This window comes from Parabacteroides leei (genome assembly GCF_023369805.1).
Taxonomy (GTDB): domain Bacteria; phylum Bacteroidota; class Bacteroidia; order Bacteroidales; family Tannerellaceae; genus Parabacteroides; species Parabacteroides leei.
The window spans coordinates 252,112-276,212 of sequence record NZ_JAMBQG010000003.1; the positions used below are offsets into that span (position 1 = coordinate 252,112).

At 37.7% G+C, this 24,101-nt stretch carries 29 protein-coding genes and 1 pseudogene; 25 read left to right on the forward strand and 5 right to left on the reverse strand.

The window, feature by feature from the left end:
• From M1P97_RS06880 to M1P97_RS06930, 11 genes and pseudogenes are all read left to right on the forward strand, one after another.
• Entirely contained in the window at window positions 1-276 is a 276-nt protein-coding gene (locus M1P97_RS06880) for a TraL conjugative transposon family protein (protein ID WP_129733318.1), read from the forward strand.
• Window positions 269-1,624: a conjugative transposon protein TraM gene (traM, locus tag M1P97_RS06885; RefSeq protein ID WP_129733317.1), complete on the forward strand. Its 1,356-nt coding sequence runs from the start codon at window positions 269-271 to the stop codon at window positions 1,622-1,624. The genes M1P97_RS06880 and traM overlap by 8 nt, the downstream gene beginning before the upstream one ends.
• Before the next feature lie 71 nt (window positions 1,625-1,695).
• Window positions 1,696-2,658 carry a conjugative transposon protein TraN gene (gene traN / locus M1P97_RS06890; RefSeq protein ID WP_129733316.1) on the forward strand — a complete coding sequence of 321 codons (963 nt, stop codon included), beginning with the start codon at window positions 1,696-1,698 and terminating at the stop codon, window positions 2,656-2,658.
• A gap of 2 nt (window positions 2,659-2,660) precedes the next feature.
• Window positions 2,661-3,245 (forward strand): conjugal transfer protein TraO, encoded by a 585-nt coding sequence (locus tag M1P97_RS06895; protein ID WP_129733315.1) that lies wholly within the window; start codon window positions 2,661-2,663, stop codon window positions 3,243-3,245.
• A gap of 13 nt (window positions 3,246-3,258) precedes the next feature.
• Window positions 3,259-3,597 carry a hypothetical protein gene (locus M1P97_RS06900; RefSeq protein WP_129733314.1) on the forward strand — a complete coding sequence of 113 codons (339 nt, stop codon included), beginning with the start codon at window positions 3,259-3,261 and terminating at the stop codon, window positions 3,595-3,597.
• A gap of 20 nt (window positions 3,598-3,617) precedes the next feature.
• Window positions 3,618-4,046 (forward strand): annotated as a pseudogene (locus M1P97_RS06905) (DUF3872 domain-containing protein); the annotation flags it as partial.
• 185 nt (window positions 4,047-4,231) lie between these two features.
• Window positions 4,232-4,831 (forward strand): M23 family metallopeptidase, encoded by a 600-nt coding sequence (locus tag M1P97_RS06910; RefSeq protein ID WP_165359883.1) that lies wholly within the window; start codon window positions 4,232-4,234, stop codon window positions 4,829-4,831.
• Window positions 4,832-4,833: 2 nt separating this feature from the next.
• Window positions 4,834-6,705, forward strand: coding sequence for a DUF4116 domain-containing protein (locus tag M1P97_RS06915; protein ID WP_129733312.1), 1,872 nt, complete (start codon window positions 4,834-4,836; stop codon window positions 6,703-6,705).
• An 11-nt stretch (window positions 6,706-6,716) separates the two neighbouring features.
• The gene (locus M1P97_RS06920; protein WP_129733311.1) at window positions 6,717-7,160 is read left to right on the forward strand and encodes a PH domain-containing protein; all 444 of its coding nucleotides are present in this window, start codon (window positions 6,717-6,719) and stop codon (window positions 7,158-7,160) included.
• 350 nt (window positions 7,161-7,510) lie between these two features.
• Entirely contained in the window at window positions 7,511-7,873 is a 363-nt protein-coding gene (locus M1P97_RS06925) for a hypothetical protein (protein ID WP_129733310.1), read from the forward strand.
• Window positions 7,864-8,208: a hypothetical protein gene (locus M1P97_RS06930; protein WP_129733309.1), complete on the forward strand. Its 345-nt coding sequence runs from the start codon at window positions 7,864-7,866 to the stop codon at window positions 8,206-8,208. The genes M1P97_RS06925 and M1P97_RS06930 overlap by 10 nt, the downstream gene beginning before the upstream one ends.
• Before the next feature lie 44 nt (window positions 8,209-8,252).
• Here the strand turns inward: M1P97_RS06930 and M1P97_RS06935 are convergent, their stop codons facing one another.
• The gene (locus tag M1P97_RS06935) at window positions 8,253-9,248 is read right to left on the reverse strand and encodes a hypothetical protein (protein ID WP_129733308.1); all 996 of its coding nucleotides are present in this window, start codon (window positions 9,246-9,248) and stop codon (window positions 8,253-8,255) included.
• Between the two features lie 113 nt (window positions 9,249-9,361).
• On the reverse strand, window positions 9,362-9,694 hold the full coding sequence (locus tag M1P97_RS06940) for a hypothetical protein (protein WP_129733307.1): 333 nt from the start codon (window positions 9,692-9,694) through the stop codon (window positions 9,362-9,364).
• 437 nt (window positions 9,695-10,131) lie between these two features.
• On the opposite strand from M1P97_RS06940, the gene M1P97_RS06945 reads away from it, so the two are divergent.
• The 14 genes from M1P97_RS06945 (at window position 10,132) to M1P97_RS07010 (ending at window position 22,000) form a co-directional block, all read left to right on the forward strand.
• Window positions 10,132-11,145, forward strand: coding sequence for an IS110 family RNA-guided transposase (locus M1P97_RS06945; protein WP_129733306.1), 1,014 nt, complete (start codon window positions 10,132-10,134; stop codon window positions 11,143-11,145).
• A 67-nt stretch (window positions 11,146-11,212) separates the two neighbouring features.
• Complete coding sequence (locus M1P97_RS06950; RefSeq protein ID WP_129733305.1) at window positions 11,213-11,545, forward strand: ArsR/SmtB family transcription factor; 333 nt, start codon at window positions 11,213-11,215, stop codon at window positions 11,543-11,545.
• Window positions 11,546-11,633: 88 nt separating this feature from the next.
• Entirely contained in the window at window positions 11,634-12,467 is an 834-nt protein-coding gene (gene arsM, locus M1P97_RS06955; protein WP_129733304.1) for an arsenite methyltransferase, read from the forward strand.
• Window positions 12,468-12,479: 12 nt separating this feature from the next.
• Window positions 12,480-12,914, forward strand: coding sequence for an arsenate reductase ArsC (locus M1P97_RS06960; RefSeq protein ID WP_129733303.1), 435 nt, complete (start codon window positions 12,480-12,482; stop codon window positions 12,912-12,914).
• On the forward strand, window positions 12,907-13,941 hold the full coding sequence (gene arsB, locus M1P97_RS06965) for an ACR3 family arsenite efflux transporter (RefSeq protein ID WP_129733302.1): 1,035 nt from the start codon (window positions 12,907-12,909) through the stop codon (window positions 13,939-13,941). Before M1P97_RS06960 ends, arsB begins: the two co-directional genes overlap by 8 nt.
• Before the next feature lie 30 nt (window positions 13,942-13,971).
• Window positions 13,972-14,400: a nitrophenyl compound nitroreductase subunit ArsF family protein gene (locus M1P97_RS06970; RefSeq protein WP_129733301.1), complete on the forward strand. Its 429-nt coding sequence runs from the start codon at window positions 13,972-13,974 to the stop codon at window positions 14,398-14,400.
• Entirely contained in the window at window positions 14,400-15,098 is a 699-nt protein-coding gene (locus M1P97_RS06975) for an aromatic aminobenezylarsenical efflux permease ArsG family transporter (protein WP_129733956.1), read from the forward strand. Before M1P97_RS06970 ends, M1P97_RS06975 begins: the two co-directional genes overlap by 1 nt.
• A 28-nt stretch (window positions 15,099-15,126) precedes the next feature.
• A complete protein-coding gene (locus M1P97_RS06980; protein WP_129733300.1) occupies window positions 15,127-15,360 on the forward strand; it encodes a thioredoxin family protein in 234 nt (77 codons plus the stop codon).
• A gap of 11 nt (window positions 15,361-15,371) precedes the next feature.
• Window positions 15,372-15,593 carry an ATP-binding protein gene (locus M1P97_RS06985; RefSeq protein WP_129733299.1) on the forward strand — a complete coding sequence of 74 codons (222 nt, stop codon included), beginning with the start codon at window positions 15,372-15,374 and terminating at the stop codon, window positions 15,591-15,593.
• Window positions 15,594-15,715: 122 nt separating this feature from the next.
• Entirely contained in the window at window positions 15,716-16,045 is a 330-nt protein-coding gene (gene arsD, locus M1P97_RS06990) for an arsenite efflux transporter metallochaperone ArsD (RefSeq protein ID WP_129733298.1), read from the forward strand.
• Window positions 16,046-16,050: 5 nt separating this feature from the next.
• Window positions 16,051-17,769: an arsenical pump-driving ATPase gene (gene arsA / locus M1P97_RS06995; protein ID WP_129733297.1), complete on the forward strand. Its 1,719-nt coding sequence runs from the start codon at window positions 16,051-16,053 to the stop codon at window positions 17,767-17,769.
• A 313-nt stretch (window positions 17,770-18,082) separates the two neighbouring features.
• Window positions 18,083-18,502, forward strand: coding sequence for a DUF302 domain-containing protein (locus M1P97_RS07000; protein WP_229058434.1), 420 nt, complete (start codon window positions 18,083-18,085; stop codon window positions 18,500-18,502).
• Window positions 18,503-19,023: 521 nt separating this feature from the next.
• On the forward strand, window positions 19,024-21,201 hold the full coding sequence (locus M1P97_RS07005; protein WP_129733296.1) for a TonB-dependent receptor: 2,178 nt from the start codon (window positions 19,024-19,026) through the stop codon (window positions 21,199-21,201).
• 1 nt (window position 21,202) lies between these two features.
• Window positions 21,203-22,000, forward strand: a complete 798-nt coding sequence (locus tag M1P97_RS07010; protein WP_129733295.1) for a cation diffusion facilitator family transporter — start codon at window positions 21,203-21,205, stop codon at window positions 21,998-22,000.
• A 116-nt stretch (window positions 22,001-22,116) separates the two neighbouring features.
• On the opposite strand, the gene M1P97_RS07015 is transcribed toward M1P97_RS07010, so the two are convergent.
• The 3 genes from M1P97_RS07015 to M1P97_RS07025 form a co-directional block, all read right to left on the reverse strand.
• Window positions 22,117-22,899, reverse strand: coding sequence for a DUF695 domain-containing protein (locus M1P97_RS07015; RefSeq protein WP_129733294.1), 783 nt, complete (start codon window positions 22,897-22,899; stop codon window positions 22,117-22,119).
• A 143-nt stretch (window positions 22,900-23,042) separates the two neighbouring features.
• Window positions 23,043-23,405: a hypothetical protein gene (locus M1P97_RS07020; RefSeq protein WP_229058435.1), complete on the reverse strand. Its 363-nt coding sequence runs from the start codon at window positions 23,403-23,405 to the stop codon at window positions 23,043-23,045.
• A gap of 8 nt (window positions 23,406-23,413) precedes the next feature.
• Window positions 23,414-24,094, reverse strand: a complete 681-nt coding sequence (locus tag M1P97_RS07025) for a hypothetical protein (protein ID WP_129733293.1) — start codon at window positions 24,092-24,094, stop codon at window positions 23,414-23,416.
• Between the last annotated feature and the right edge of the window lie 7 nt (window positions 24,095-24,101).

Here is a 24,101-nt window from a genome sequence, read left to right on the forward strand (position 1 = left end):
ATGATAAAGAAAAAACTTACAGCCGTAAGGGACTGGATGGAAGACGGTCTGCGGTCATTGTTAGGGCAGATAACGCCCGACGGACGGATTATTATAATCCTTGTAATGCTTTTCGTGTTTGGCGCAGGTTCCATCTACATGACGGTTTCTTCCATATATAATATGGGAAAGAAAAGCGGTCAGGAAATGCAGATAGACCATATCAAGCAACTGGAACTGGAGTATCAGCAGAAAGCAGATAGTATCAACCAAATAAACAGATTTGATTATGAGTAAGGAAAACGAAGGTAACGAACCGAAACCGGAAGTTACTGAAAAAAAGAAAGAGAGTAAGCCTAAAAAAGAGCTTACGCCGCAGGAGATTCAGAAGCGGAAAAAGATGCTTGTCTATCCCTTGTTTGTCTTGCTGTTCATCGGGGCTATGTGGCTCATCTTTGCGCCCTCCGGCGGAAAGGATGAAAAGCAACCCGACGGGTTTAACCCTGAACTACCCATCCCTAAAGACGAAGGTATTGTAGGGGATAAGCGGACAGCTTACGAACAGGAAGCCATGCGTAACAAAGAAGAAAATAAAAGGCGTAGTTTACAAGACTTTGCATTTTCGCTCGGTGAAGATGAAGACCGCAAAACGCAGGAAGATTACGAAAAACAGGTGCGCACGGCTCCTGTTACTCCCGATTCTCCCGATAACTCCCGTAGTGCGGCTTCTCCTATCCAATCTTCAGCCCATGCTTATCAGGATGTAAACCGCCAGTTAAACAGTTGGTATGAACAACCCGCAAGCGGAGCCGATGAACAGCAGCTTGCTTTGGATCGGCGTATGCAGGAATTGGAGCGTAAACTGGAAGAAGCCGAAGCTGCGAAAAGTGCGGAGGATAAACAACTGGAACTGATAGAAAAATCTTATCAGATTGCAGCCAAATACACGCCCAATGCACAGGGACAGGTAACGCCTGACGGACAGCAGCAACAAAATGGGGATAACACAATCAACCTGCGTGAGAAAGTAACCCCGAAGCCTGTGTCACAGGTACATCACAGTGTTGTTTCGCTTTTGGCAGCTCCAATGGATAATGACGAGTTTCTGGAGCAATACAGCAAGCCCCGTAACATGGGATTTATCACGGCTGCCGGACAGGAAGGCGTAAGGGAGAAAAACGGTATCAAGGCTTGTGTGTGCCAGACTATAAAACTTTCCGATGGGAAAGAAATGCAACTGCGTTTACTGGAGCCTATGAGAGCCGGAAATATTCTGATTCCTGCTAATACTATTCTGACAGGAAGTGCGAAGATTAGCGGGGAGCGGCTTCAGGTAACAATCATTTCTATACAGTATGCAGATAATGTGATACCTGTTGAAATGGATGTTTACGATTTAGACGGATTGCGGGGATTTTCGGCTCCGGGTTCGGATGAAATGAACGCAGCTAAAGAAATTGCAGCCAACATGGGTACGTCGATGGGCAGTAGCATTACCATAACAGACGACGCAGGTTCACAGCTTGCCGCCGATTTGGGGCGAAGCGCCATTCAGGGATTGTCGCAATACGTCAGTAAAAAAATGCGTAAAGTGGAAGTAACATTGAAAGCTAATCATCAGGTATTACTTCTTCCAAAGGTATAAAACAGGGCGTAAGCCTACCACTAAAAAAATCCAATAGTATTTAGTAATTAACAATTAAAACAATTTTTCGTATGAAACAAATTCTTTTTGCACTCGCTATTATCGGGTGCGTATTCACAGCGAACGCTCAGGATGTTGAAAAACAGAGCGTAGAAAAACAGCAAACAGCAAATATTTCTCCCTCTACCGGAGATTATTTTGACGGTCTGACCAGACCGCTAACCTTTAACCGGATGATACCACCGTACGCACTGGAGGTTACATTCTCAAAGACAGTGCATATCATTTTCCCGTCTGCTATAAGATATGTCGATTTGGGTTCTGCCGACCTGTTGGCAGCCAAAGCTGCTGGAGCGGAAAACGTATTGCGTGTAAAAGCTGCTCTCCGGGACTTCTCTCGTGAAAGCAATTTGGCGGTCATTACCGACGATGGCGCATACTATACCTTTAATGTTAAATATGCCGATGAACCGGTGAAATTGAGTGTCGAAATGACCGACTTTATCCATGATGGAGAAGCCGTGAACAGACCAAATAACGCTATGGAGATTTACATGAGGGAATTGGGTAGCGAATCGCCGTTACTGGTTAAACTGATAATGAAATCTATCTATAAAAATGATGACAGGGAAATAAAGCACATCGGTTCCAAACGTTTCGGTATTCAGTACACACTCAAAGGAATTTACACGCATAACGGATTGCTTTATTTCCACATGCAACTCAAAAACTCATCCAATGTGCCGTTTGATGTAGATTTTATCACTTTCAAGATTGTAGATAAAAAACTGGCGAAACGTACAGCCATTCAGGAACAGGTAATTGTACCACTCCGGGCGCATAATAACCTGACATTGATAGGTGGAAAACGGACAGAACGTGTGATTTTCACTTTGCCGAAGTTTACGATACCGGATGATAAGCACCTTATCATCGAACTGAACGAAAAAGAGGGCGGACGGCATCAAAGTTTTGTTGTCGAAAATGCCGACCTGATAAGGGCGAAAGTTATCAACGAATTGAAAGTTAAATAACCATGAAACGGCTATTACTTATACTAACGTTTGTGCTGTGCCTGGTCTTTGCAGACCAAGCACACGCACAGCGTTGTTTGCCCGGTATGCAAGGCATACAGGTAACTGGTGGAATGGTAGATGGATTCCATTTGTCAGACAAAAAGAATGAACTGGGCTATTATTTCGGGTTGTCGATGGCCACCTATACCAAACATGCAAATAAGTGGGTATTCGGTGCCGAGTTCCTGAATAAATATTACCCTTATAAAGATGACAGAATACCTGTCAGCCAGTTCACTGGAGAGGGTGGTTATTACCTGAAATTTCTTTCCGACCATAATAAAGTAGTCCTTTTTTCTTTGGGCGGATCTGCTCTTGCCGGATATGAAACAAGCAACTGGGGAGAAAAAACACTTTTTGACGGTTCCACACTCCGGAATAAAGACCGGTTCATTTATGGGGGTGCTATTACGTTGGAAATGGAAACCTATTTATCAGACCGTGTTGTATTGCTCCTGACTGCCCGTGAACGGATATTGTGGGGAACATCAACAGGGCATTTTCATTTCCAGTACGGATTAGGATTAAAATTTATAATAAACTAAACTTTGAGAAGAAATGATAGCAACAACATCAGATAACCTCTTAGAATTTTTAAGATTCTGGAATAATGAACATTTATCGCAGGATGATACTGTCCCTGTGAATATGTATAATATGTCTGCTTTGTCAGCGGGGGTTGGTTTCACATTAAAATGGTTTATTTCAAAAGACGATTTTGAAAAAATAGCGAAGGAAGTAAACTACGTTTTTAATGACAGTGATAAAACTCGTATGCTCCTTAATATTGGAGAAGATAGAATAGAACTGGAAATAGACAAGTATAATATTATTGCTGATTTCAAGGAAGAGGTTAGAGGTATTGATGCTGTCTTTGATAAAATGACAAAACAATAAATATTTTAAAATAAAAAAACATGAAAAAGTTTTTAGCATATTTTTTATACACGCTATTGCTATCGGCAATAGTCTGTGCCTGTAGTGACGATTTGGATATTCAGCAGGCTTATTCATTTGATCTTGTTACTATGCCCGTCCAGAAAAAAATCGTTCAGGGCGAGAGTGCGGAGATTCGATGCCAACTGGTAAAGGAAGGTGACTATGATAACGCCCGGTTCTTTATCAGGTATTTTCAAAGTGATGGAAAAGGAGAACTGCGGATGGATGACGGAACGGTATTTCTACCGAATGACCTATATCCGTTGAATAAAACGACATTCCGGCTCTATTATACATCACACAGTACGGATCAGCAGGTTATCGACGTATATATCGAAGATTCATTCGGTCAGGTCGTGCAAAAAACATTTAGTTGGCAGAATGACAAGGGGGATGATGAAGAAGATGATGATTTACTAAAAGTATCAGTCCATGATTATATGCAGCTATATCGTGTTAAACGTCCTCTGCTGGCTATGGATAGCCCATTCGTTGAATAATGCACCGACAGACGTAGATCTGTGGGGTGAGGAAGTTGAATAAGTAAAGTACCCGGATTATTTCGGGTACTTACTGTTTTTACAGATTGATTATGAAATACCTACTAATATTCGTCACCGTTTTGCTGCATTTGCCTTTATGGGGGCAGCCGTTTGATTCTCTAAACAGAAAATCGGAAATAGAAGACTGTACGAAATCTGCCTATTCTATAAATGAGTTCCAACAGATAGCGGATTCTTTGCAAATGTCTATTGATGAGTTATCCGACTATCCTGTGATTTTTCCAATAAAAAAACCGCTATATATTTCATCGGGCTTTGGTAGGCGTTATCATCCTGTTTATAAAATACAAAAATTTCATACCGGGATTGATATTCCTAAAATCAAAGGTACCCCAGTCTATGCCACTGGTAACGGGATAGTAGTTCGCAAGGGTTTTTGTTCGGGATATGGGAACTACATTGAGATTGAACACGCAGGCGGTTTCCATTCATTTTATGCCCATTTGAGTAAGACGATGGTAAATGCAGGGGATTCGGTAAGTATAACCCAACAGATTGCCTGTGTAGGCAATACAGGAGTATCGACAGGTAGCCATCTGCATTACGAAGTAAGAAAAGGTAAGCGCTATCTGAATCCCCAAAAATGGTGTTATTGCCTTTTTGAAATTATAACAACGAAAAATAAATAAAAATGAATCCACAAGAAAAACAAGATGCTGAATTTGTCAGTAAGGATAAAGACAGATTTATGACACTACCCGGAGATAGACGAACTGAAAGTGTTTCTCTGGCTGCCATTGAAGTTGATCCCGATAATATAAGGTATGTGCCTGAAAATATTCTGAATGAAAAACTTATGAAAAAGGCACTTCAAGGTGATGGTTTAACATTGGAGTACATACCTGATAATATGAAAACATCCGATCTATGTAATGTTGCTGTGGAGAATAGCGGCTGGGCATTACAGTTTGTTCCTGAAGAAATGAAAACAGAACAAATGTGCCGAAGAGCCCTTCATTCCGCTTATGATATTACGGGAGAGGGTATCGAAGTGTTAGCTTTCATCCCTTATCCAGACGTTTGTATGCATGGGATAAAGCTATATGAAAATTCTATGGTTAATATGATGGATATATACGGCTTCATCAATCCGCAAATTATGACTGCGGAGATGGCCATGTATGGTGTTAAGGATGAACCGGGAGTATTAGGCTTTATTCCGGAACATCTTCATTCTTATGAGTTAAGAATGGAGGCTGTTAAAGGTGATGGTATGCGGCTATATAATATTCCTGACAAAGATAAAACGATGGAATTATGCGAGGCTGCAATTAATTCGACCTTTCATAGCCTGAGATATGTTCCCGATGAAATGAAAACTACGGAACTATGTAATCAGGCTTTAAAGAAAGACGCTTTTGCAATACAGTATTTCCCTGCGGATAAACTAACACATGAAGTTTGTCTGGAAGCGGTAAATACAGCCAGTCATCCCCGTATATTGTCATTTATACCGTTTGAGGATATTCATCTAAAGGTTTTCAATGAACAATGCAAAGATTACTCCACTACGAAAGAATTTTTGGAGAATATGAAGCCTGATTATATAAAACAGGATTTGGCATATAAAATTTTTGAGAAACAACCAGAGTTGTTTTACAATATCCCCATCCAATTTAAGGATAAACAATTATGCGAAGCTGCTGTAAAACGTGACGGATCATACTTGGCACATATTCCAGAAAGCCAAAAAACAAAAGAATTATGTGAGTTAGCTATAAAAAGCAGTCCTTATGCCATTCCGTATATTTTGGATGAAATGAAAGGGGAAGAACAATATCGAAAAATGGTAAAAGATAATCCGAAAAACTTAATAGGTATTCCTTATGAAGACCGAACCGATGAATTGTGTCGGATTGCTTTGGACAATACTTTCGGGAAAGATAAAAACGATTTCTCTGTTGTTAATTCTGTTACATCATCTCAAATGTTGCTGGAAGTATTTAAAGCTCATACTAATCCCGAAAAAGTGGATTTGTTGTTACATATTGTTAGTCATGATTTAATCACACCGGAAATAGCAAAAGATGCTTTACAAAAGAGCGGTAGAAGTTTTCACGTTATACCGCAAAAGGCTTGGACACCCGAAGTTGCTGAAACAGCCGTTAAGAGTGATCCCAGTTCATTAGGTTGGGTTCCTTCTAATATGAGGACTGCTGATATGATTTTATTTACTAAAAAAGCTATTGAGGGATATAACATCAATATTCCAGAAGAGATTAGCAAGGGCGATAACATTTATACATTCCACAAAAGAGTGGAAAATATAATAAATAAGCCCTTATCATACGATCAGCATAAGCAGCTATATAATGGAGAATCTATTAGAGTTAAGGATATACAAACATCTAATGGTTTTGTGAAAATTGGAGAATTAAGGTATGATGCAAAGAGCAAAAACCTAAATGTCAAATCTGTGGAACAAACTACCGCAGAAAAACAAAAAAACTCTATCCAAATCAATAAAAAGCCAGACCGAAAAGGGAAAGGGCGGAAAATCTAAAAAACAAAAATATGAACTTTTTATCTACATATTTACAGCCCGGAGAAGAAATAAAATACAGGGCAAAAATACATATATTTCTTTTTCTCCAACCCGCTATATTGTTGGGTATTGGCTATATGTGTTATCTTGATGATGCCCGGATGACACGCTATTTAGGTGTAACATTGCTGTTCTTGGGGTTGGTTTCCCTTGTACAGCGTGTTTTGATAAAGGTTGGTTCGATTTATGCCGTTACTAATAAACGAGTAATTTTGAAAACGGGTGTAATAAGCCGCAGAACGGTCGAACTTGTCCTGGCTAAATGCGAAGGATTGCATGTAAGCCAGAACGTGTTGGGACGTATATTTAATTTTGGAACTATTACAGTAACGACTGGCGGTGCTATCAGTAGCTATCCTTTTATCGCTCGTCCGTTTACATTCAAGCGAGAAATCAACAAGCAAATAGGATAGTTTACAGTGGCGTGCTATTGATTTATGTTTTCAAAATCAGTAATATTCCATTGTTTTTGTGTATTTTTGCACACAGGATCATTTATAACGATGCCAGTCATCGGATGGTTCTTACATAGGAAATAGCAGCATTATAGTGAGGTTTTGAAAACCGCCAAATATTTTAGAACTCACTCACATGGTAATGGATGTTAGCTTCCGTCAGTCTGTATATATGTTACTCGCATATACCGGCAAGGGCGTGAGGTTATTATCTATTGAGTGAGTGGGTGCTTGGCGGTACCTCAAAGCCGATATTTAGTAATTCTTGCGCCTGTTTTTTGGTACTAACATAATATTACAGAGAGATCATGAATTTTGCACAAAAAGCCATTTCTAAACTTTACCTTAAAAGGCAATCACCTGTAAATAAGTTTACTGTTTGTGATAAAATCCGTCCTATACTGGTATTACACAGAATTTCGATTAAAGAATCACTATTTATTTTTCCTGACTATGAGTATGTCTATGAAGCAATGAAAGGGAAAAAAGAATTAGTCAGTACACGGGATTGTATTCGATTTGAAGACATAGTACATCTGGACGAAACAGAGGTTTATGTGGAGATTGTAACCCGCACGGGCTTTGTTCATTTGTTATCTAAGGAAAAGCCGGAGAGAACCTATTTTAATATGTTTTCAGTTACCCATAATAAACCCCGTTTATGGAAATAAAGACAATCTATACTAAAGTAAAAGACTATATTGAGTATAAGAAATTTGTGTTTGAGGATTTGCGGGCTATGGGCTACATTTCAAAAGGGGAGATACTTTTCGTTTCTGTATTTATCCTGTTCGTGGTAGGCTTTACAACTTGGTGGATAATTGATAGTCGGCAAATGGAAAAGGAATACCAAAGGAAGGTGCAGGAATTAGACAGACATTACAGAGAGAAACAAAAGGAACTGAAGATTGACAGGCATTCATTGGACAAGATGCCTCACGAATTTGATTCTCTGGAGGATTGGATCAGGTGGGAAATGGAAAATGATTTTGACAGACCTCGATAAAACAAAAGAAGCATTAAATTTAACTTTAATGCTTCTTTTGTTTTTTATTTCACGGTATATTTTAGAGTTGATTTCTTCATCATTTGCTCTGTTGAAAGTTGTTCCGTTATCTGATCTATTGCTTGTTCTACATTTATGTCCTCCTGTAACTGCTTTTCCGATATATCCCTAATTTTTTCTGCAAAATTGGGGGGAATACTTATTGTTCTTATTCCCTGCATGATTCCGGTTCCGGCATCCACAAGAAACATTGTTATTATATTTGCTTCTGAATTTAACCAATCGTCTTGTTTTTCCTCTGGAATTTTAGTTACATCAATACTCACTTCAAAAGAAAAACCCATGTCAAAAATCAGAAATGGAATGTTAGAGTTTTCATATAAGTAAACATCTAATTTCCCCTTTCGGAATAGTCTTATTTCTTCTGTCGTTGGTTCATGGAAACTGCAAAAAACATCAAAAAATGCTGTATTAATAATAGCAGCAGTTGTTTCTATTTGATTCAAATATCTTTCATCAGGGAATCTCTTACCCACCTCGTATTTTATTTTTTCTTTTGATGTAGTGTCAGCAGAATGTGTGTTATTTGTTTTTTTTCGGTAATCGTTGAGATATAAGGAATAATATATGTATAGTTCCACTTCGCCCATTATCATTTCTTCTTCTCCGCTTGTAAGCGAAGCGGAAGGATAGCAAGGAACTGTATATATAAAAGAGCTTTCTTTGGGGGTAGTAGTCAATTTCTCAAATCCTCTTTTCTCTATAAAATTATCAACCAGTTCCAATACCATAGATGCGTCTTTTGCTTCAAAACAGCAAAAGTTCATATACAAAGGGATATTATTTTTTTCAAAGTTAAAAATAGCAACGTTGCTGGCTATGGTAGTAACGACTTCCAAATTAGTTAAAGGAAATTTCAATTTGCTCTTTTCCTTATTAATGTCCTCAAAGGGTTTGAGTAAATTTATTGTTTCCTCTGTAATATCATCAGTATCTCTAACAAGTGTAGAGCCTTTATATGTTATATGTTCAACCTTCATGCTTATCGCTTTTTATGCAAAAGTAGAGAATTTATATATATCATAGATGATTTCATTTAACTTTTTAAATATCTGTTAATCTACAATTTACTTTCCATAGTGGAATTTGTAGATTATTCTATGTATTTATTTTCGCTACTATCGGTTTGTTCTCGTAAAGCACGCTTTTTAGCTTTCTCTTTTTTCTTCTTTTCTTTTTTTGCTTTGTCATCTGCGATAATGTCATTCAGAGAGCGAACAGTAACAGGTTCTTCCCGTTTAAACCGTTTGATATATATATCTTCGATAAACTGGGGTAACGGAACTTTCCATGTTTCCTGTTTATGGTTATCTATTTTACCTAATTTATCGGGATTTAGTCCCAACTCACGAGCCATCTGGACGTGCTTATCTGACAATTTATGTTTTTTTTGGGCAACTACCCATTTTTCTATTTTTACAGGCATATTATTGAGATTTCAAGACAAAAATACCTATTTGTTCAAATGTATGAAAACAAATAGGTTTAAAAGGCTTTTTGTTACTTTTTCTTCCGTTAGATTACTTTTACTCATGGAAAACCTTAGGTTTGCATTGTAATTATTTTATAAACTATAATGAGTGAACCGTATGGAAAAAGAGAAATGTAAAGTCTATGTTACTATTTGGGACTCATTTTATTCATTTAATTTCAAGAATATTTAATGATTTACGTTATGAATTAAGAAGAAAGGAAAATAACAAGTAAATCAGCATGGAAAATAGGAATAACTTATGTTACTATAACGAACTTGTTATTTGTCTTGGATTAGACCTATATAAGAATTTTATCTGAAAGATATTTAAGGTTTTTAGGATATATTCAAATGCCTTTCCAAATTATAAATCATTAAATCACTTTATTATGGGAAACTATTATTTTATTGGAATTGATGTGAGTAAAAAGAACTTGGATTGTTGCCTCCTGAGTAATGGTGTGGTGGTGAAACAAGATGTTATTTCAAATCATCAAAAGAGTATCGAGGACTACTTATCTGTAATTTGTGCAGAACAAAATATAGATGCAGAACAAATAGTAGTATGTGCTGAATTTACAGGATTATATATTTATCCTTTAACAATCTCTTGTCAAGCCGGAAACTATAAACTTTGGTTAGAAGATCCTACTCAAATAAAATACAGTTCAGGGTTGCAACGAGGAAAAAATGATCCCGTAGATGCAAAGCGTATTGCTTTATATGCCTATCGTTATATAGATAAACTTAAAATATATAACCACCCAACTATAAGTGTTGAATCAATAAAGCTATTAACAACAGAATTAAATATGCTATGTGTTGATAGAGCTAAATACCAAGCTCAATTATCAGATCAAAAAGAATATATGCCTGATAGAGTCTATAAATTGAAGTCAAAGAGATTATCTCTGCTTATTAAAGAATTAGATAAAGCAATAGCTAATATTGAAGCGGAGATTGAGGATATTGTAGCAAAGGATGCTTTATTATCTCATCAGATGAAATTATTATTGAGCATTGAAGGAATAGGTAAAAAAACTTCTTTAAAAATGATACTGGAAACACAAGGCTTTACACGATTTACAGATAGTCGTAAATTCTGTTGCCATGCGGGTGTTGCTCCATTCAGTTATTCATCAGGAAGTAGTCAGCATTCTAAAAATCGGGTTTCCCATAGAGCAAATAAAAGTATAAAATCTTTACTCCATTTAGCAGCCTTATCTGCTATTCAAAATAAGAATAGTGGATTAAGGGTATATTACGATAGAAAAGTTGCTGAGGGCAAAAATAAAATGTCAGTACTAAATGCTATCAGAGCCAAACTCGTAGCCCGCATGTTTGCCGTAATAAAGAATAATGAACTATACAACTCAAATTATACTAATCAGTTTGTTGTCTGAAAAAACTGTTCGTATATTTGCGAATTAAAAAACTATTCGTATATTTGCGAACTATAAAATGAAGAAGATGGAAAAAGTGAAGAAAAGATATACGGTTGAGCAGGTGCAAATGGCACGTTTCGCCAAAGCCCTTTCGCATCCTGTACGGATTGCTATTCTGCAATTGTTAGCAAGTCAAGAATGTTGTTATCATGGAGATATGTCTGAAGTGTTACCAGTAGCGAAAAGCACTTTATCGCAACATTTGAATGAATTAAAAGATGCCGGTTTGATACAAGGTGAAATTACATTGCCATCTGTTAAGTATTGCATTAATCAGAAAAACTGGTCTTTAGCGAAAAGATTATTTGAAGCTTTATTGACTGAAGTAGAAATATCAGACAATTGTTGTAATACATAATTTTTTATCTTTAAAGTTCGTATGTTTGCGAACCTACAGACAATTCGCTTTAAAGCGAATTGAATTTTTGATAAACTTATTATTATATATGGAAAATAAAGAAATTAAAGAAATGGTAAAGCAAAAATACAGCGCACTTGCTTTACAAAATGATAACCAGTCGTCTTGTTGTGGCTCTGGATGCTGTTCCTCTGATAATGTGTATAACATTATGAATGAGGATTACAGTCAGCTTGACGGCTATGAAGCAGATGCTGATTTAGGTCTGGGATGTGGACTTCCTACAGCTTTTGCCGGATTAAAAAAAGGCGATTTTGTTGTGGATTTAGGTTCCGGGGCAGGAAATGATTGTTTTGTAGCCCGCGCTGAAGTCGGAGAAACAGGGAAAATCATCGGTATTGATTTTACAGATGCTATGATAGAAAAGGCAAGAAATAACGCACAAAAGAGAGGTTTTACAAATGTCACTTTCCGCAAAGGTGAAATAGAAGATATGCCTATTGGTGGTAATTCCGTTGACGTTGTAATAAGTAACTGCGTATTAAACCTATTACCAACCAAAGATAAAATCTTCCATGAAATTTTCAGGGTTTTAAAACCCGGTGGGCATTTCTGCATCTCGGATGTGGTTTTAGAAGGTGAATTACCTGAATCCATCAAACAAGTAGCAGAATTATACGCCGGATGCATTGCAGGAGCAATTCCTAAAGAACAATATATGGTTAAGATTTTCAGTGCAGGTTTTTTACAGGTGAAAATACAAAGGGAAAAACCTATCGTTGTCCCTGATGATATCCTAAAAGAGCATCTTGATGAAAAATCATTCCATGAATACAAGGAGAATAATTCAAAGATATTCTCTATTACAGTAACAGGTGTAAAACCTGAAAGTGCTTGCGATTGTAGTTCCGGATGCTGTTAATAATGTTTTGATATGAATGCACAAAAAGTTTTAATTCTTTGTACAGGCAATAGTTGCCGTAGCCAAATGGCACATGGCTTCCTGCAATCTTTCGACCCTGCATTAAAAGTATTCTCTGCAGGGACAAATGCAAGCGGAAAGGTTAATCCCAAAGCCATAGAAGTAATGAAAGAAGCCGGAGTAGATATATCCAGCCATACTTCCGATAGTGTAGATAAGTATCTGAATGAAGAATGGGATTATGTCATTACGGTTTGTGGTGGGGCAAATGAAAACTGTCCTACTTTTTTCGGTAAAGTGAAAAACCGTTTGCACATAGGATTTGAAGATCCGTCAGAAGCAAAAGGGTCACCAGAATTTATCCATTCGGAATATATCCGGGTACGGGATGAAATAAAAGAAGCATTTTATAAATTATACATAGAAAAAATAAAAGGCAATGAGTAAGAAGAAAATGAGTTTTTTAGATAAGAATCTCACTCTTTGGATATTCCTGGCAATGGCTATCGGGGTTGGGCTGGGTTACTTTTTCCCATCTTTCAGCACTACAATAGATTCATTATCCAGTGGAACTACAAACATCCCTTTAGCCATCGGTTTAATCTTAATGATGTATCCGCCATTGGCAAAAGTCGATTATAAACAATTACCGAAGGTTTTTAAGGACGTAAAAATATTATCAGTTTCGTTAATCCTGAATTGGATTATCGGGCCGATATTAATGTTTGTACTTGCCATCATCTTCTTACACGATTACCCTGAATACATGGTAGGTGTAATCCTTATCGGATTAGCGAGATGTATAGCAATGGTGCTTGTGTGGAATGACCTTGCGGAAGGAAATACGGAATACGGTGCAGGTTTAGTAGCCCTGAACAGTATCTTTCAGGTATTCTTTTACAGTTTCTATGCTTGGTTGTTTATTACGAAACTTCCTCCCCTTTTCGGGTTTGAAGGGGCTATCGTTGATATTTCCATCGGTACGATTGCCGAAACGGTTGCTATATATTTAGGTATTCCTTTCTTAATGGGAATATTGAGCCGACTTATATTAGTGAAATTGAAAGGAGAACAATGGTATAAGGAAAAGTTTATCCCGAAAATATCCCCGATAACCTTAATTGCACTGTTATTTACAATCGTTCTTATGTTCAGCCTGAAAGGTGAATTGATTGTACAAATACCAATGGATGTGGTTCGGATAGCCATACCGTTGCTTATCTACTTTGTCGTGATGTTCCTGCTTAGTTTCTTCGCAGGTAAGTTTATGGGGGCTTCTTATGATAAAAATGCTTCTATTGCTTTCACTGCAACCGGAAACAACTTTGAACTGGCTATCGCAGTGGCAATCGGCGTATTCGGATTACATAGCGGACAAGCCTTTGCCGGAGTAGTCGGGCCATTGGTCGAAGTCCCGGTATTAATCCTGTTAGTGAACTTGGCTTTTTGGCTTCGGAAGAAATATTATAAATAAACATAGTACAAACTAATAAAAACACATTGTATGAAAAAAAGTATTTTAATCGGGCTTTTTGCCATATTGCTGGTAGCCTGTGGTGGTAATGCACAAAAAAACAACGGACAAGCCACTGAAACGCAAGCTAAAGAGCAAGTAGCGGATGCTTCTGTGGTGAACGTTTACTATTTCCACGGTAAACAACGCTGTAAAACCTGTATTGCGGTAGGCGATGTAACAGAGAAGACAATAAAAGAACTTTATGCAGACAATCCACACGTGAAATTCATTGAAGTAAAAACCGATGAAAAACAAAATGCTTCACTCGTAGAAAAATATGAAGTAACATGGAATGCCCTTATTATTGCCAAAGGGGATAATTCCATAGATATTACCGACAAGGCATTTGCCAACGCTTTGAATACTCCCGAAAACCTCACTGACCTGATCAAAACCGAAGTCAATAAAAGATTATGATGGAGTTTTTACAGAATCTTGTGGATGGCTCTAACTTTCCATTACTAACGGCGTTTCTTTTGGGCTTAATGACTGCAATCAGTCCTTGCCCATTGGCAACCAACATTACAGCTACCGCTTATCTTAGTAAAGATATAGGCGATAAGCGAAGAGTAATGTTTAATGGCGTATTCTATACACTCGGCAGAATGTTTACCTATACGGCACTTGGTTTGATTTTCTATTTTGGAGCAAGTCAGTTTCAGGTAGCTAAACTTTTGCAGAATGTTGGGGGAATGTGGCTTGGGATAGCATTAGTCATTATCGGGATATTCATGTTGGACATTATTAAAATAAAGGTTCCGGGAATGAATAAGCTAACCTCAAAAATAGAAAACAAGAAAGGAAAGAAAACCTACCTCGACGCTTTCCTGCTCGGTTTGCTGTTTGCATTGGCTTTTTGCCCTTATAGCGGTGTATTGTACTTTGGTGGATTAATCCCGATGACTATTGCCAGCCCGTCAGGGTTATTACTTCCCCCTGTATTTGCCATAGCTACCGGGTTGCCTGTAATTATCATTGCATGGCTGTTGGCATACAGTGTTAGCAACGTAGGCAAATTCTACAATAAGATGAGTGTCTTCCAGAAATGGTTTAAATGGATTGTCGCTGCCGTTTTTATAATAGTGGGTATTTACTACATAATTACAAGCATTTAATTAGAAATAACAATATAAGATAAATAATATGGAGATTATTGTATTAGGTACAGGTTGTGCCAAATGTAAAACAACCTATGAATCTGTCCGGAAAGTGTTGGCAGATAATAACATTGCTGCCGATTTGAAGAAGGAAGAAAATATACTTGAAATTATGAAGTATAACATTATGTCTTTACCTGCGGTTGTTGTTGATGGAGAAGTAAAGTTGAAAGGGTATGTTCCGAGTGAAGAAGAAATAAAGAAATCCCTGAATCTATAAAACATCACATTATGAGCAGCACATGGTATCCGATTATTGATTCGGAAAAATGTACAGGATGTTCCGCTTGCTTTGAAAAATGCAAGAAAGGAGTTTATGCGATAGAAAATGAGAAACCAGTAGTTGTATATCCTGATGGATGTGTAACTGGTTGTCATGGTTGCGAACCTCTTTGCCCTACTGCTGCAATCAGTTACTTTGGTGATGCAGCAACAATGGATTACTGTAATTGATAGAATTGTACGCATTGAATAGATGCTGTTTTGAATCAGATAGCGTCTATTTTTTTAACCAAATAGTTCGCTACATTACGAACATTGAATAAATAGAATTAATAACAAATAAAATATTAAAAATGAAAACAATTAAAATTTATGACCCTGCATTATGCTGTCCTACCGGATTGTGCGGAGTGAATATCGACCCTGAGTTGATGCGTATAGCAGTTGTGGTTGAAACATTGAAACAAAAAGGAATTATAGTTGAACGTTTTAACTTGCGAGACCATCCTCAGGTATATGTAACCACGAAGGTTGTCAATGATTGCCTTATGGCAGAAGGAGCAGACGTATTTCCTCTAATCACAGTTGATGGTGAAATTGCTATAAAAAAGGCGTATCCATCAAATAAGCAGATTGCAGAATGGCTCGATATTTCAGAAGATGAACTAACAATAAAAAAATAACCCACATGAAAAAGTATAATCCTTCAAACGAAAAACTTACCCAGTATATATTTTTCACGGGTAAAGGCGGTGTAGGCAAAACATCTATCGCCTGTGCTACAGCTGTAAGTCTTGCAGATAGTGGAAAAAAAGTATTGTTGTTGAGTACCGACCCGGCATCCAATTTACAGGATGTATTTGATATGCCGTTAGACAATAAAGGTACTCCCATTAAAGATGTACCCCGCTTGACTGTTGTAAACCTTGACCCCGAACAAGCGGCTGCCGAATACAGGGAATCGGTTATCGCTCCATATCGGGGTAAATTACCTGAAAGTGTAATTGCTAATATGGAAGAACAACTATCCGGTTCATGCACAGTAGAGGTCGCAGCGTTCAATGAATTTTCTGATTTTATCACTGACGAAGATAAGAGCAAAAACTATGATTATATCATTTTTGATACAGCCCCAACAGGTCATACACTCCGTATGTTGCAACTTCCTTCTGCGTGGGATACTTTTATTGACGAAAATACGACCGGAGCTTCGTGCTTAGGACAATTATCAGGTTTGGAAGACCGCAAAGATGTATATAAACATGCGGTAAAAAATCTAACCGATAAGTCTAAAACAACGCTCTTCCTTGTCAGCCGACCGGAAGACAGCCCGTTGAAAGAGGTCGAACGTTCATCCAATGAGTTGTCGGATATAGGTATCGAAACACAGCATTTAATCATAAATGGCGTATTAGAAAACTACGATGCAGACGATAGTATTTCCAAACAGATTTATGAACACCAGCAAAATGCGCTGAATAACCGTTCGGCAGCCTTGCTAAAACTGAACACCTATATTGTTCCGCTTCGTTCTTATAACATGACAGGCATTGATAATATCCGTAATATGTTGAATGCGGATGTAGCCATAAAGAACGAAAGTCCGGATATTGAGAAACGTAGTTTCAATACGATTGACAGCGTTATTGAAGACCTCTACAAAACAGGTAAACGGGTGATTTTCACGATGGGTAAAGGCGGTGTAGGCAAAACTACCATTGCCGGGAATATTGCTCGTGGTTTGGCTAAAAAAGGAGTGAAAGTGCATCTGACTACAACTGACCCTGCAAACCATTTGGCTTATATCGAAACGAAAATAGACGGCATCACAGTAAGCCATATAGATGAAAAAGCGGTGCTTGCTGCCTATCAGAAAAATGTGCTTGACAAAGCAAGGGAAACAATGGGTGATGCTGATTTAAGTTATATCGAAGAAGACCTGCGTTCCCCATGCACACAGGAAATTGCCGTTTTCAATTCCTTTGCCGAAATAGTTGCCAAAGCGGATAATGAAGTGGTTGTGATAGATACTGCACCAACCGGACACACGTTGCTGCTGCTGGATTCAACCCAAAGTTATCATAAGGAAGTAGAACGGACACAGGGAAATATCACCCCTGCGGTTCAAAACCTATTACCTCGCTTGCGAAGCGAAAAGGAAACGGAAGTGGTTATCGTAACCCTGCCGGAAACAACACCTGTGTTTGAAGCACAAAGACTGCAACAGGACTTACAACGTGCCAGAATTAAGAATAAATGGTGGGTGGTTAATTCCAGTCTTTTGCTGACTTCAACCAATAGTCCATTCCTTAAAGCTAAAGCATTAAGTGAAGTGCAATGGATTAATAAAGTGAAGGAGATTTCAGACGGGAACTTTGCCGTTATTGAATGGAAGGAAAAAGTGTAATTTAGAACGATCTGCAAATTATTCTGAAGAAAATAAACGAATAATTTGCAGATCTTTTAAAAATCTTCGATTTTCATCAATCTTTTTTATTTTAAATTAATGATGATGTACATCCATTTTTAAAGAAAATCAGACTTTTAGCATATTTAGCTGTTAAAAATTGACTATCAAAATCTTTATAAAATTATGTAAGGTGCTTGTATCTTCATGCAATGTAAATAGTAAAAATAAAGCGGATAATAAACGTATTATGCAACCTTTTTGGCAAGAAAATTGTTTAAATAATAACATAGAGTAATATAAAAAAAGAATCATGAAATCAACAGAACAACCTGAGAGCGCAATGTTTTTAGAAAACGTAAGCCGTTACAGTTATGACGAAACCTTCGATAAACTATCCGAAAAAATCCAGTCTCTCGGAAACTGGAAAATACAGCATATTCATGATATGCAGGAAACGCTTCGCAAAAATGGGAAAGAAGTGCTACCGATAAAAGTCATAGAATTGTGCAACCCCAAATATTCCGGCAGAATATTGGAGCATGATATGGAACGTCTTTATTCATCATTACTTCCATGTCGCATATCTATATATCAGACTTCTGATGGTATAACCCGTATTTCGCGCATGAATTCGGTTGCTATGGCAGCACAAATCGGCGGACTGGTAGAGGAAGTAATGAGCGAAGCCTTTGCTGAAATTGAAAAAGCAATAGCCGAAATAGAATCGTAAATTAAACAGTAGATAATCTGTAAAAATAGTACGAAACTTGCAACTAAGTTGCAAAACATAATCGCTATCTTTGCAGCATGAAATATTTGTCCCTCATATTATCCATATATGTATTACTGTTATCAGTAATGCCATGTTGTTTTGAGGATAAATGTTTAGCTATATATACAGATACCGTTGAAACGAGCAATGACATAGGCAATAGTTGTGACGACTGTTCCGATGATAGTTGTTGTTCCCCTTTTCTACATTGTAATACCTGTTCCGGATTTCCGGAAGCCCGTTTTTATAATCCAATAATAATAATTTTAGGCTCTATACCTGATTATAAATCAGATTATATAGTAAAAAACGCTCTCTCTGATTATAAATCTTCAATCTGGCAACCGCCAAAAGCATAAACTAATTTTTATTATACAGGTCGTTGTGAATATGCCCTGCAATTTTTACGATAATACATTCTTTGTAATATCGTAATCCTCATATCATTTATAGTTGAAGATTTAAAAACAAGAAATAAAATGAAAACAAAAATTATACTGATGCTATTCTTAGTATTCAGCATTTCCAATATTTTCGCTCAAAATACACTTAACGTTAAACTAATAGACTGTGATAACAAAGAGCCTTTAATCGGTGCTAATATTATACTTCAAAATACTACGAACGGAACATCTTCTGATGCTGAAGGATTAGCGGTACTCTCCAATATTCCAGACGGTAAACAGAGGTTTGAAATTACTTATGTAGGATATGAAAAGACCATAAAAGAATTTACATTCCCGTTGGCTTCGGATGAACCTATCGTTATCAGGGTTGAGCCTGATGAAGAAACATTGCAGGAAGTAGTTGTTTCTTCAACAAGGGGGACACGTACTTTTAAAGATATTCCTACCCGTATTGAATTTATAAATGCCGAAGAGTTAGGCGAAAAAGGAGTGATGAAACCCGGAGATATACGTATGCTTCTGAATGAAAGCACGGGTATTATGACACAACAAACATCAGCCATATCGGGTAATTCATCTATTCGCATTCAAGGTTTGGACGGTAGATATACACAGATACTAAAAGACGGTTTTCCCGTATTTTCAGGTGCAGCAAGCGGATTAGGTTTATTACAGACACCACCGCTCGATTTAAAGCAGGTTGAAATAATAAAAGGTTCTTCTTCTACTTTATACGGTGGCGGTGCTATTGCGGGACTGGTAAACCTTATATCGAAAACGCCTGAAAAGGAAAGGGATTTCTCAATCCACCTGAATGGGACAACAGGTAAAGGGCTTGATGTAAACAGCTTTTTCGGTCAGAAATTCAACAAGGTAGGTACTACCGTTTTTGCATCGTATAACCGTAACTGGGCTTATGATCCGTCAGATGTTGGCTTTACGGCAATACCAAAGTTCGACAGGTTTGTATTTAATCCTAAGCTATTCTTGTACCTGTCTGAAAACACAGATTTTAATTTCGGTATAAACTCCATGATTGAAAACCGTCTGGGTGGTGATATGGAGTATGTAAAAGATAAGGGAAACGAAGAACATTCCTATTTTGAAAGAAACAAGACACAAAGGCATTCAAGCCAACTTACATTTGAACATCGTTTCGACAAACAAAACAGATTAAATGTAAAGAACAGCATTACTTATTTCAGCCGTAAGATTGAGATTCCCGATTTCAAATTTGACGGCGACCAGTTATCGTCTTTTTCAGAAGTATCTTATATACATACAAAAGAAAAAACGGAATGGGTAGCGGGTGCGAATGTGTGGACGGATAAGTTTACCGAAGAAAAACTGACCGATTTTCCTTTACGTGATTACAATATGACTACCGTAGGCGTATTTGTACAGAACAATACGAAAATAACGGACTGGATGAATCTTGAAAGCGGATTGCGTACCGATTATATTAACGATTACGGTTTTGCAGTTCTACCCCGTATATCTTCTCATTTCAAGATAACGGAGAAATTTTCATCCCGTGTAGGTGGTGGGTTCGGATATAAAGCACCTACCATTTTTTCGGAAGATAGCGAACGCATCCAGTTTCAGAATGTCTTGCCGATAGATGACAACAGGAACAAACTGGAAAGGAGTTATGGGGCAAATGTGGATTTTACTTATAAAACGGGTTTGTTCGGCGACCAAGTATTTTTAAGTATAAACCAGTTATTCTTTTATACTTACCTGAAAAATCCGCTTGAACTGCAAGCTGCTGAAAATAATCGTTGGCAGTTTAATAACATTAACGGTCACGTGGATAGTAAAGGGGCTGAAACCAATATGAAAATTAAGTATAAGGATTTCGGTTTATTTCTCGGATATACCTATACGGATGCTGATGTAAAGGAAGACGGCAGAAGCTACCAAAAAACCTTAACCCCGAAACATAAAATCAATTCTGTTTTAATGTATGAGGTGGAAGATAAATGGAAAATCGGATTGGAAGCTTATTATACCGGAAAACAAAATTTGAATGACGGTAAAACAGGTAAGGATTACCTTGTCTTCGGATTAATGATGCAACGAATTTGGGAAAAGTTCTCAATATATGCTAACTTTGAGAACTTTACCGACAGACGGCAGACAAGGTTTGATACCATTCATACGGGTTCGATGACTAATCCTGAATTTCGGGACATTTATGCACCGTTGGACGGTTTCATCCTGAATACCGGGATTATAATTAAATTGTAAAATGAATAAATCAATTTTTAAAATTGAACAAATGGATTGTCCGAGTGAGGAAAACCTCATTCGGATGAAACTCCAAAATATAGAGGGTGTTGCAAAGCAGGAATTTGACCTGAAAGGCAGGATATTTACTGTTTACCATACAGGCGACTATCAGGAAATCGAAAAGCAGCTTGCTACCTTGAATCTCGGTTCACGCTTTATTGAAAGTAAAGAAGTAACAGGAGAAGTCCAGGCAGAGGAAAATAGCAAACAGCGTAAAGTCCTTTGGATTGTACTGGCTATTAACTTCGGCTTTTTCCTGATTGAAATGTCAACGGGTATTATATCCAAATCTATGGGATTGGTTGCTGATAGCCTTGATATGCTTGCTGATGCTTTTGTTTATGGATTAAGTTTGTTTGCAGTCGGTGCAGCCGTAAGCCGTAAGAAGCGTGTTGCTATGATTTGCGGATATTTCCAGATACTTTTGGCTGCCGTTGGTTTTATAGAGGTAATCAGACGGTTTACAGGTACAGAGGAAATGCCTGTTTTTCAAACAATGATAGGTATATCCGTACTTGCTTTGATTGCTAATGTTATATGTTTGCTTTTACTTCAAAGGACGAAGAGCAAAGATGCCCATATTCAGGCAAGTATCATCTTTTCATCCAACGATGTAATAATAAATGCAGGGGTAATTCTTGCCGGATTCTTAGTATGGCAGTTGAATAATCAGATACCCGACCTTATTATCGGTAGTATTGTATTCCTTATTGTTATAAGAGGGGCAATTAGGATATTGAAACTTGCTAAAAATTAAATAATGTCATTTGATCTGCAAATTATTTGTATATTTTCTCTCAAATAATTTGCAGATCTCATAAGAATAGTAACGGGCGGAAACCGCGCGTCTGTTTATTTTATATCAGCTATATTTTATCTGCTGTTTTGTGGGCAGCATCCCCAACCGTCGTATTTGGCACCGTAGTCATTACCCAATGTTACTAACTCCCATGTATATTCGTTAATCTCTGAGGGCATGACATTGTTTAGCCGGGAGATTTGCAATGCGAAATGATAGGAATCGCCATGATCTACGGTTTCTTTTAGCGCCACTTTATATCCGAGCGTTTCGACTTCCCGAATAAACTGCTCTCGCCCTTCTTCGGTCGGGAAATAGATAAAGTGATCCACTTCCCTTTCTTTGCTGAAGTCGTCGCCGTCCTGATCCAGTTGGAATAAGACCGACTGGTTTTCTATGGTTTGCAGTTCGTATTTGGATGGGTACAACAAGTCGAAGTAGGTATTCCAATCCTTGTCTTTCTGCACTTCAATGTTGTACGAGTATTCGGGATGTACATTCATGACGGACTTTAAGAGTTCCTCGCATTCTTTTCCGTGTTTTACATAAAGGTACATATTCATCAGACCGTTTGACTTAACGATTCCTGCGACGATGACATTTTTCTTTTCGGTAGCCTCGATGATTTCTTCTTGGATGCTGTGTAGTACCTCGGATTCTTCTTCTGCCGTGAATAATCCGTTTTCATCTGCGGAGAGCATCTGAATAGTAAATAGCAGCAACTCTTTGAGGTTATCTATTGGGGCTAAGTCTACCAGCGCGAGGTTCATCAGGACGTTAGCGGGATGATCTTCGATGTGGCTGAAATAAGCAACCCATTGTTCTGGTATATTGTTGGTTTTAATTGATTCTGACATATTGTATAACTTTTATTACGGCGTGAATTTAACTAAAAGATTTTAATACTCACTGTATTAGGATAATCTAAAAAATATTTAGTGATATAATAGCTATCCCGACGGTGTTCCGTCGGGATTTTTTCGTGTATAAAGAGGAAAATTCAACGAATATCTGTACCGAACATTTCATTGAAGAACGCTACAAGTTCCTCTCGACGCAGGCTATCCCAATAGAGAGAGGCAGGGTGATACGGTTCGTGCCGACCGATTTCATAGGCAATATCCATTTTTGTAAAACGCTTGCCCTGATTGTAGCGCATTTCTGTACCTTCCAACCAACGTGAACGACGGCTTTGTTGTTGAAGCGGGAGCAGTTGTTCCAACATATAGGCATAATTTTCGCCTACGGTGTGTCCGCTTTCCATTTTATACGGACTGTCTTTACAACGCTTACATTCGTCAATGGCGGCGTTCAAATCTGTTACTTCAATTATGTTTCCATCTATGTCTTTTATTGTTGTCATATTCTTTGTTATTTAGAGGTTTGTACTTGCATTGAGGAAACATACCAATTATCTTGATACTTGTCTCCAATCAGGTTAAAAGTACCTGATAGTCCGCTATTATCTGCGTATTTCTTGGCTTCCATTATAGAGCTGAACTCGCCCAACTTTTTGAATCCAATAAATAATTTATACATGGTGCTGTTCTGTTTATGCTTGATGACTTCTGCCTGTAAAATGGCATACGCTTCATTATAATTTTTCTTTTTCTGTTCCAATTTGGCTTTGGCTTTGAGTAACTTTTCATCCGTTTCAAGATTGAAAAACAGGTCATTGTGTGTCATATAGTCGATATATTTGGCGATTGCCCTTTCTACCTTAGTTATCTGCGCTTTTGCCGAAGCTACTTTGCCTAAAAGGAAGTCAAAACCTGTTTGCAATCCCGTCCGCTTGTCGTATGCACAGTGATATACCCAAATTTTCTTACGGGGGTATTTACATACCAATTTTGCCCTGCGCCACTCAATAACCCACCGCCAACGGTCTAACATGGCACGAGGGATGTCGATTATATGTAGTATTTCACGGTTTCTGTCCTCGTCCCTTACTTCAAAGGTTATATATACCCAATGTTCTATTTTGAGTTCCCGTTCCGCTTTTGCAAGGTCTTTGGCATCTTGCATCCAATCGTCTATTTTTTCCTGTGCCATGATATTG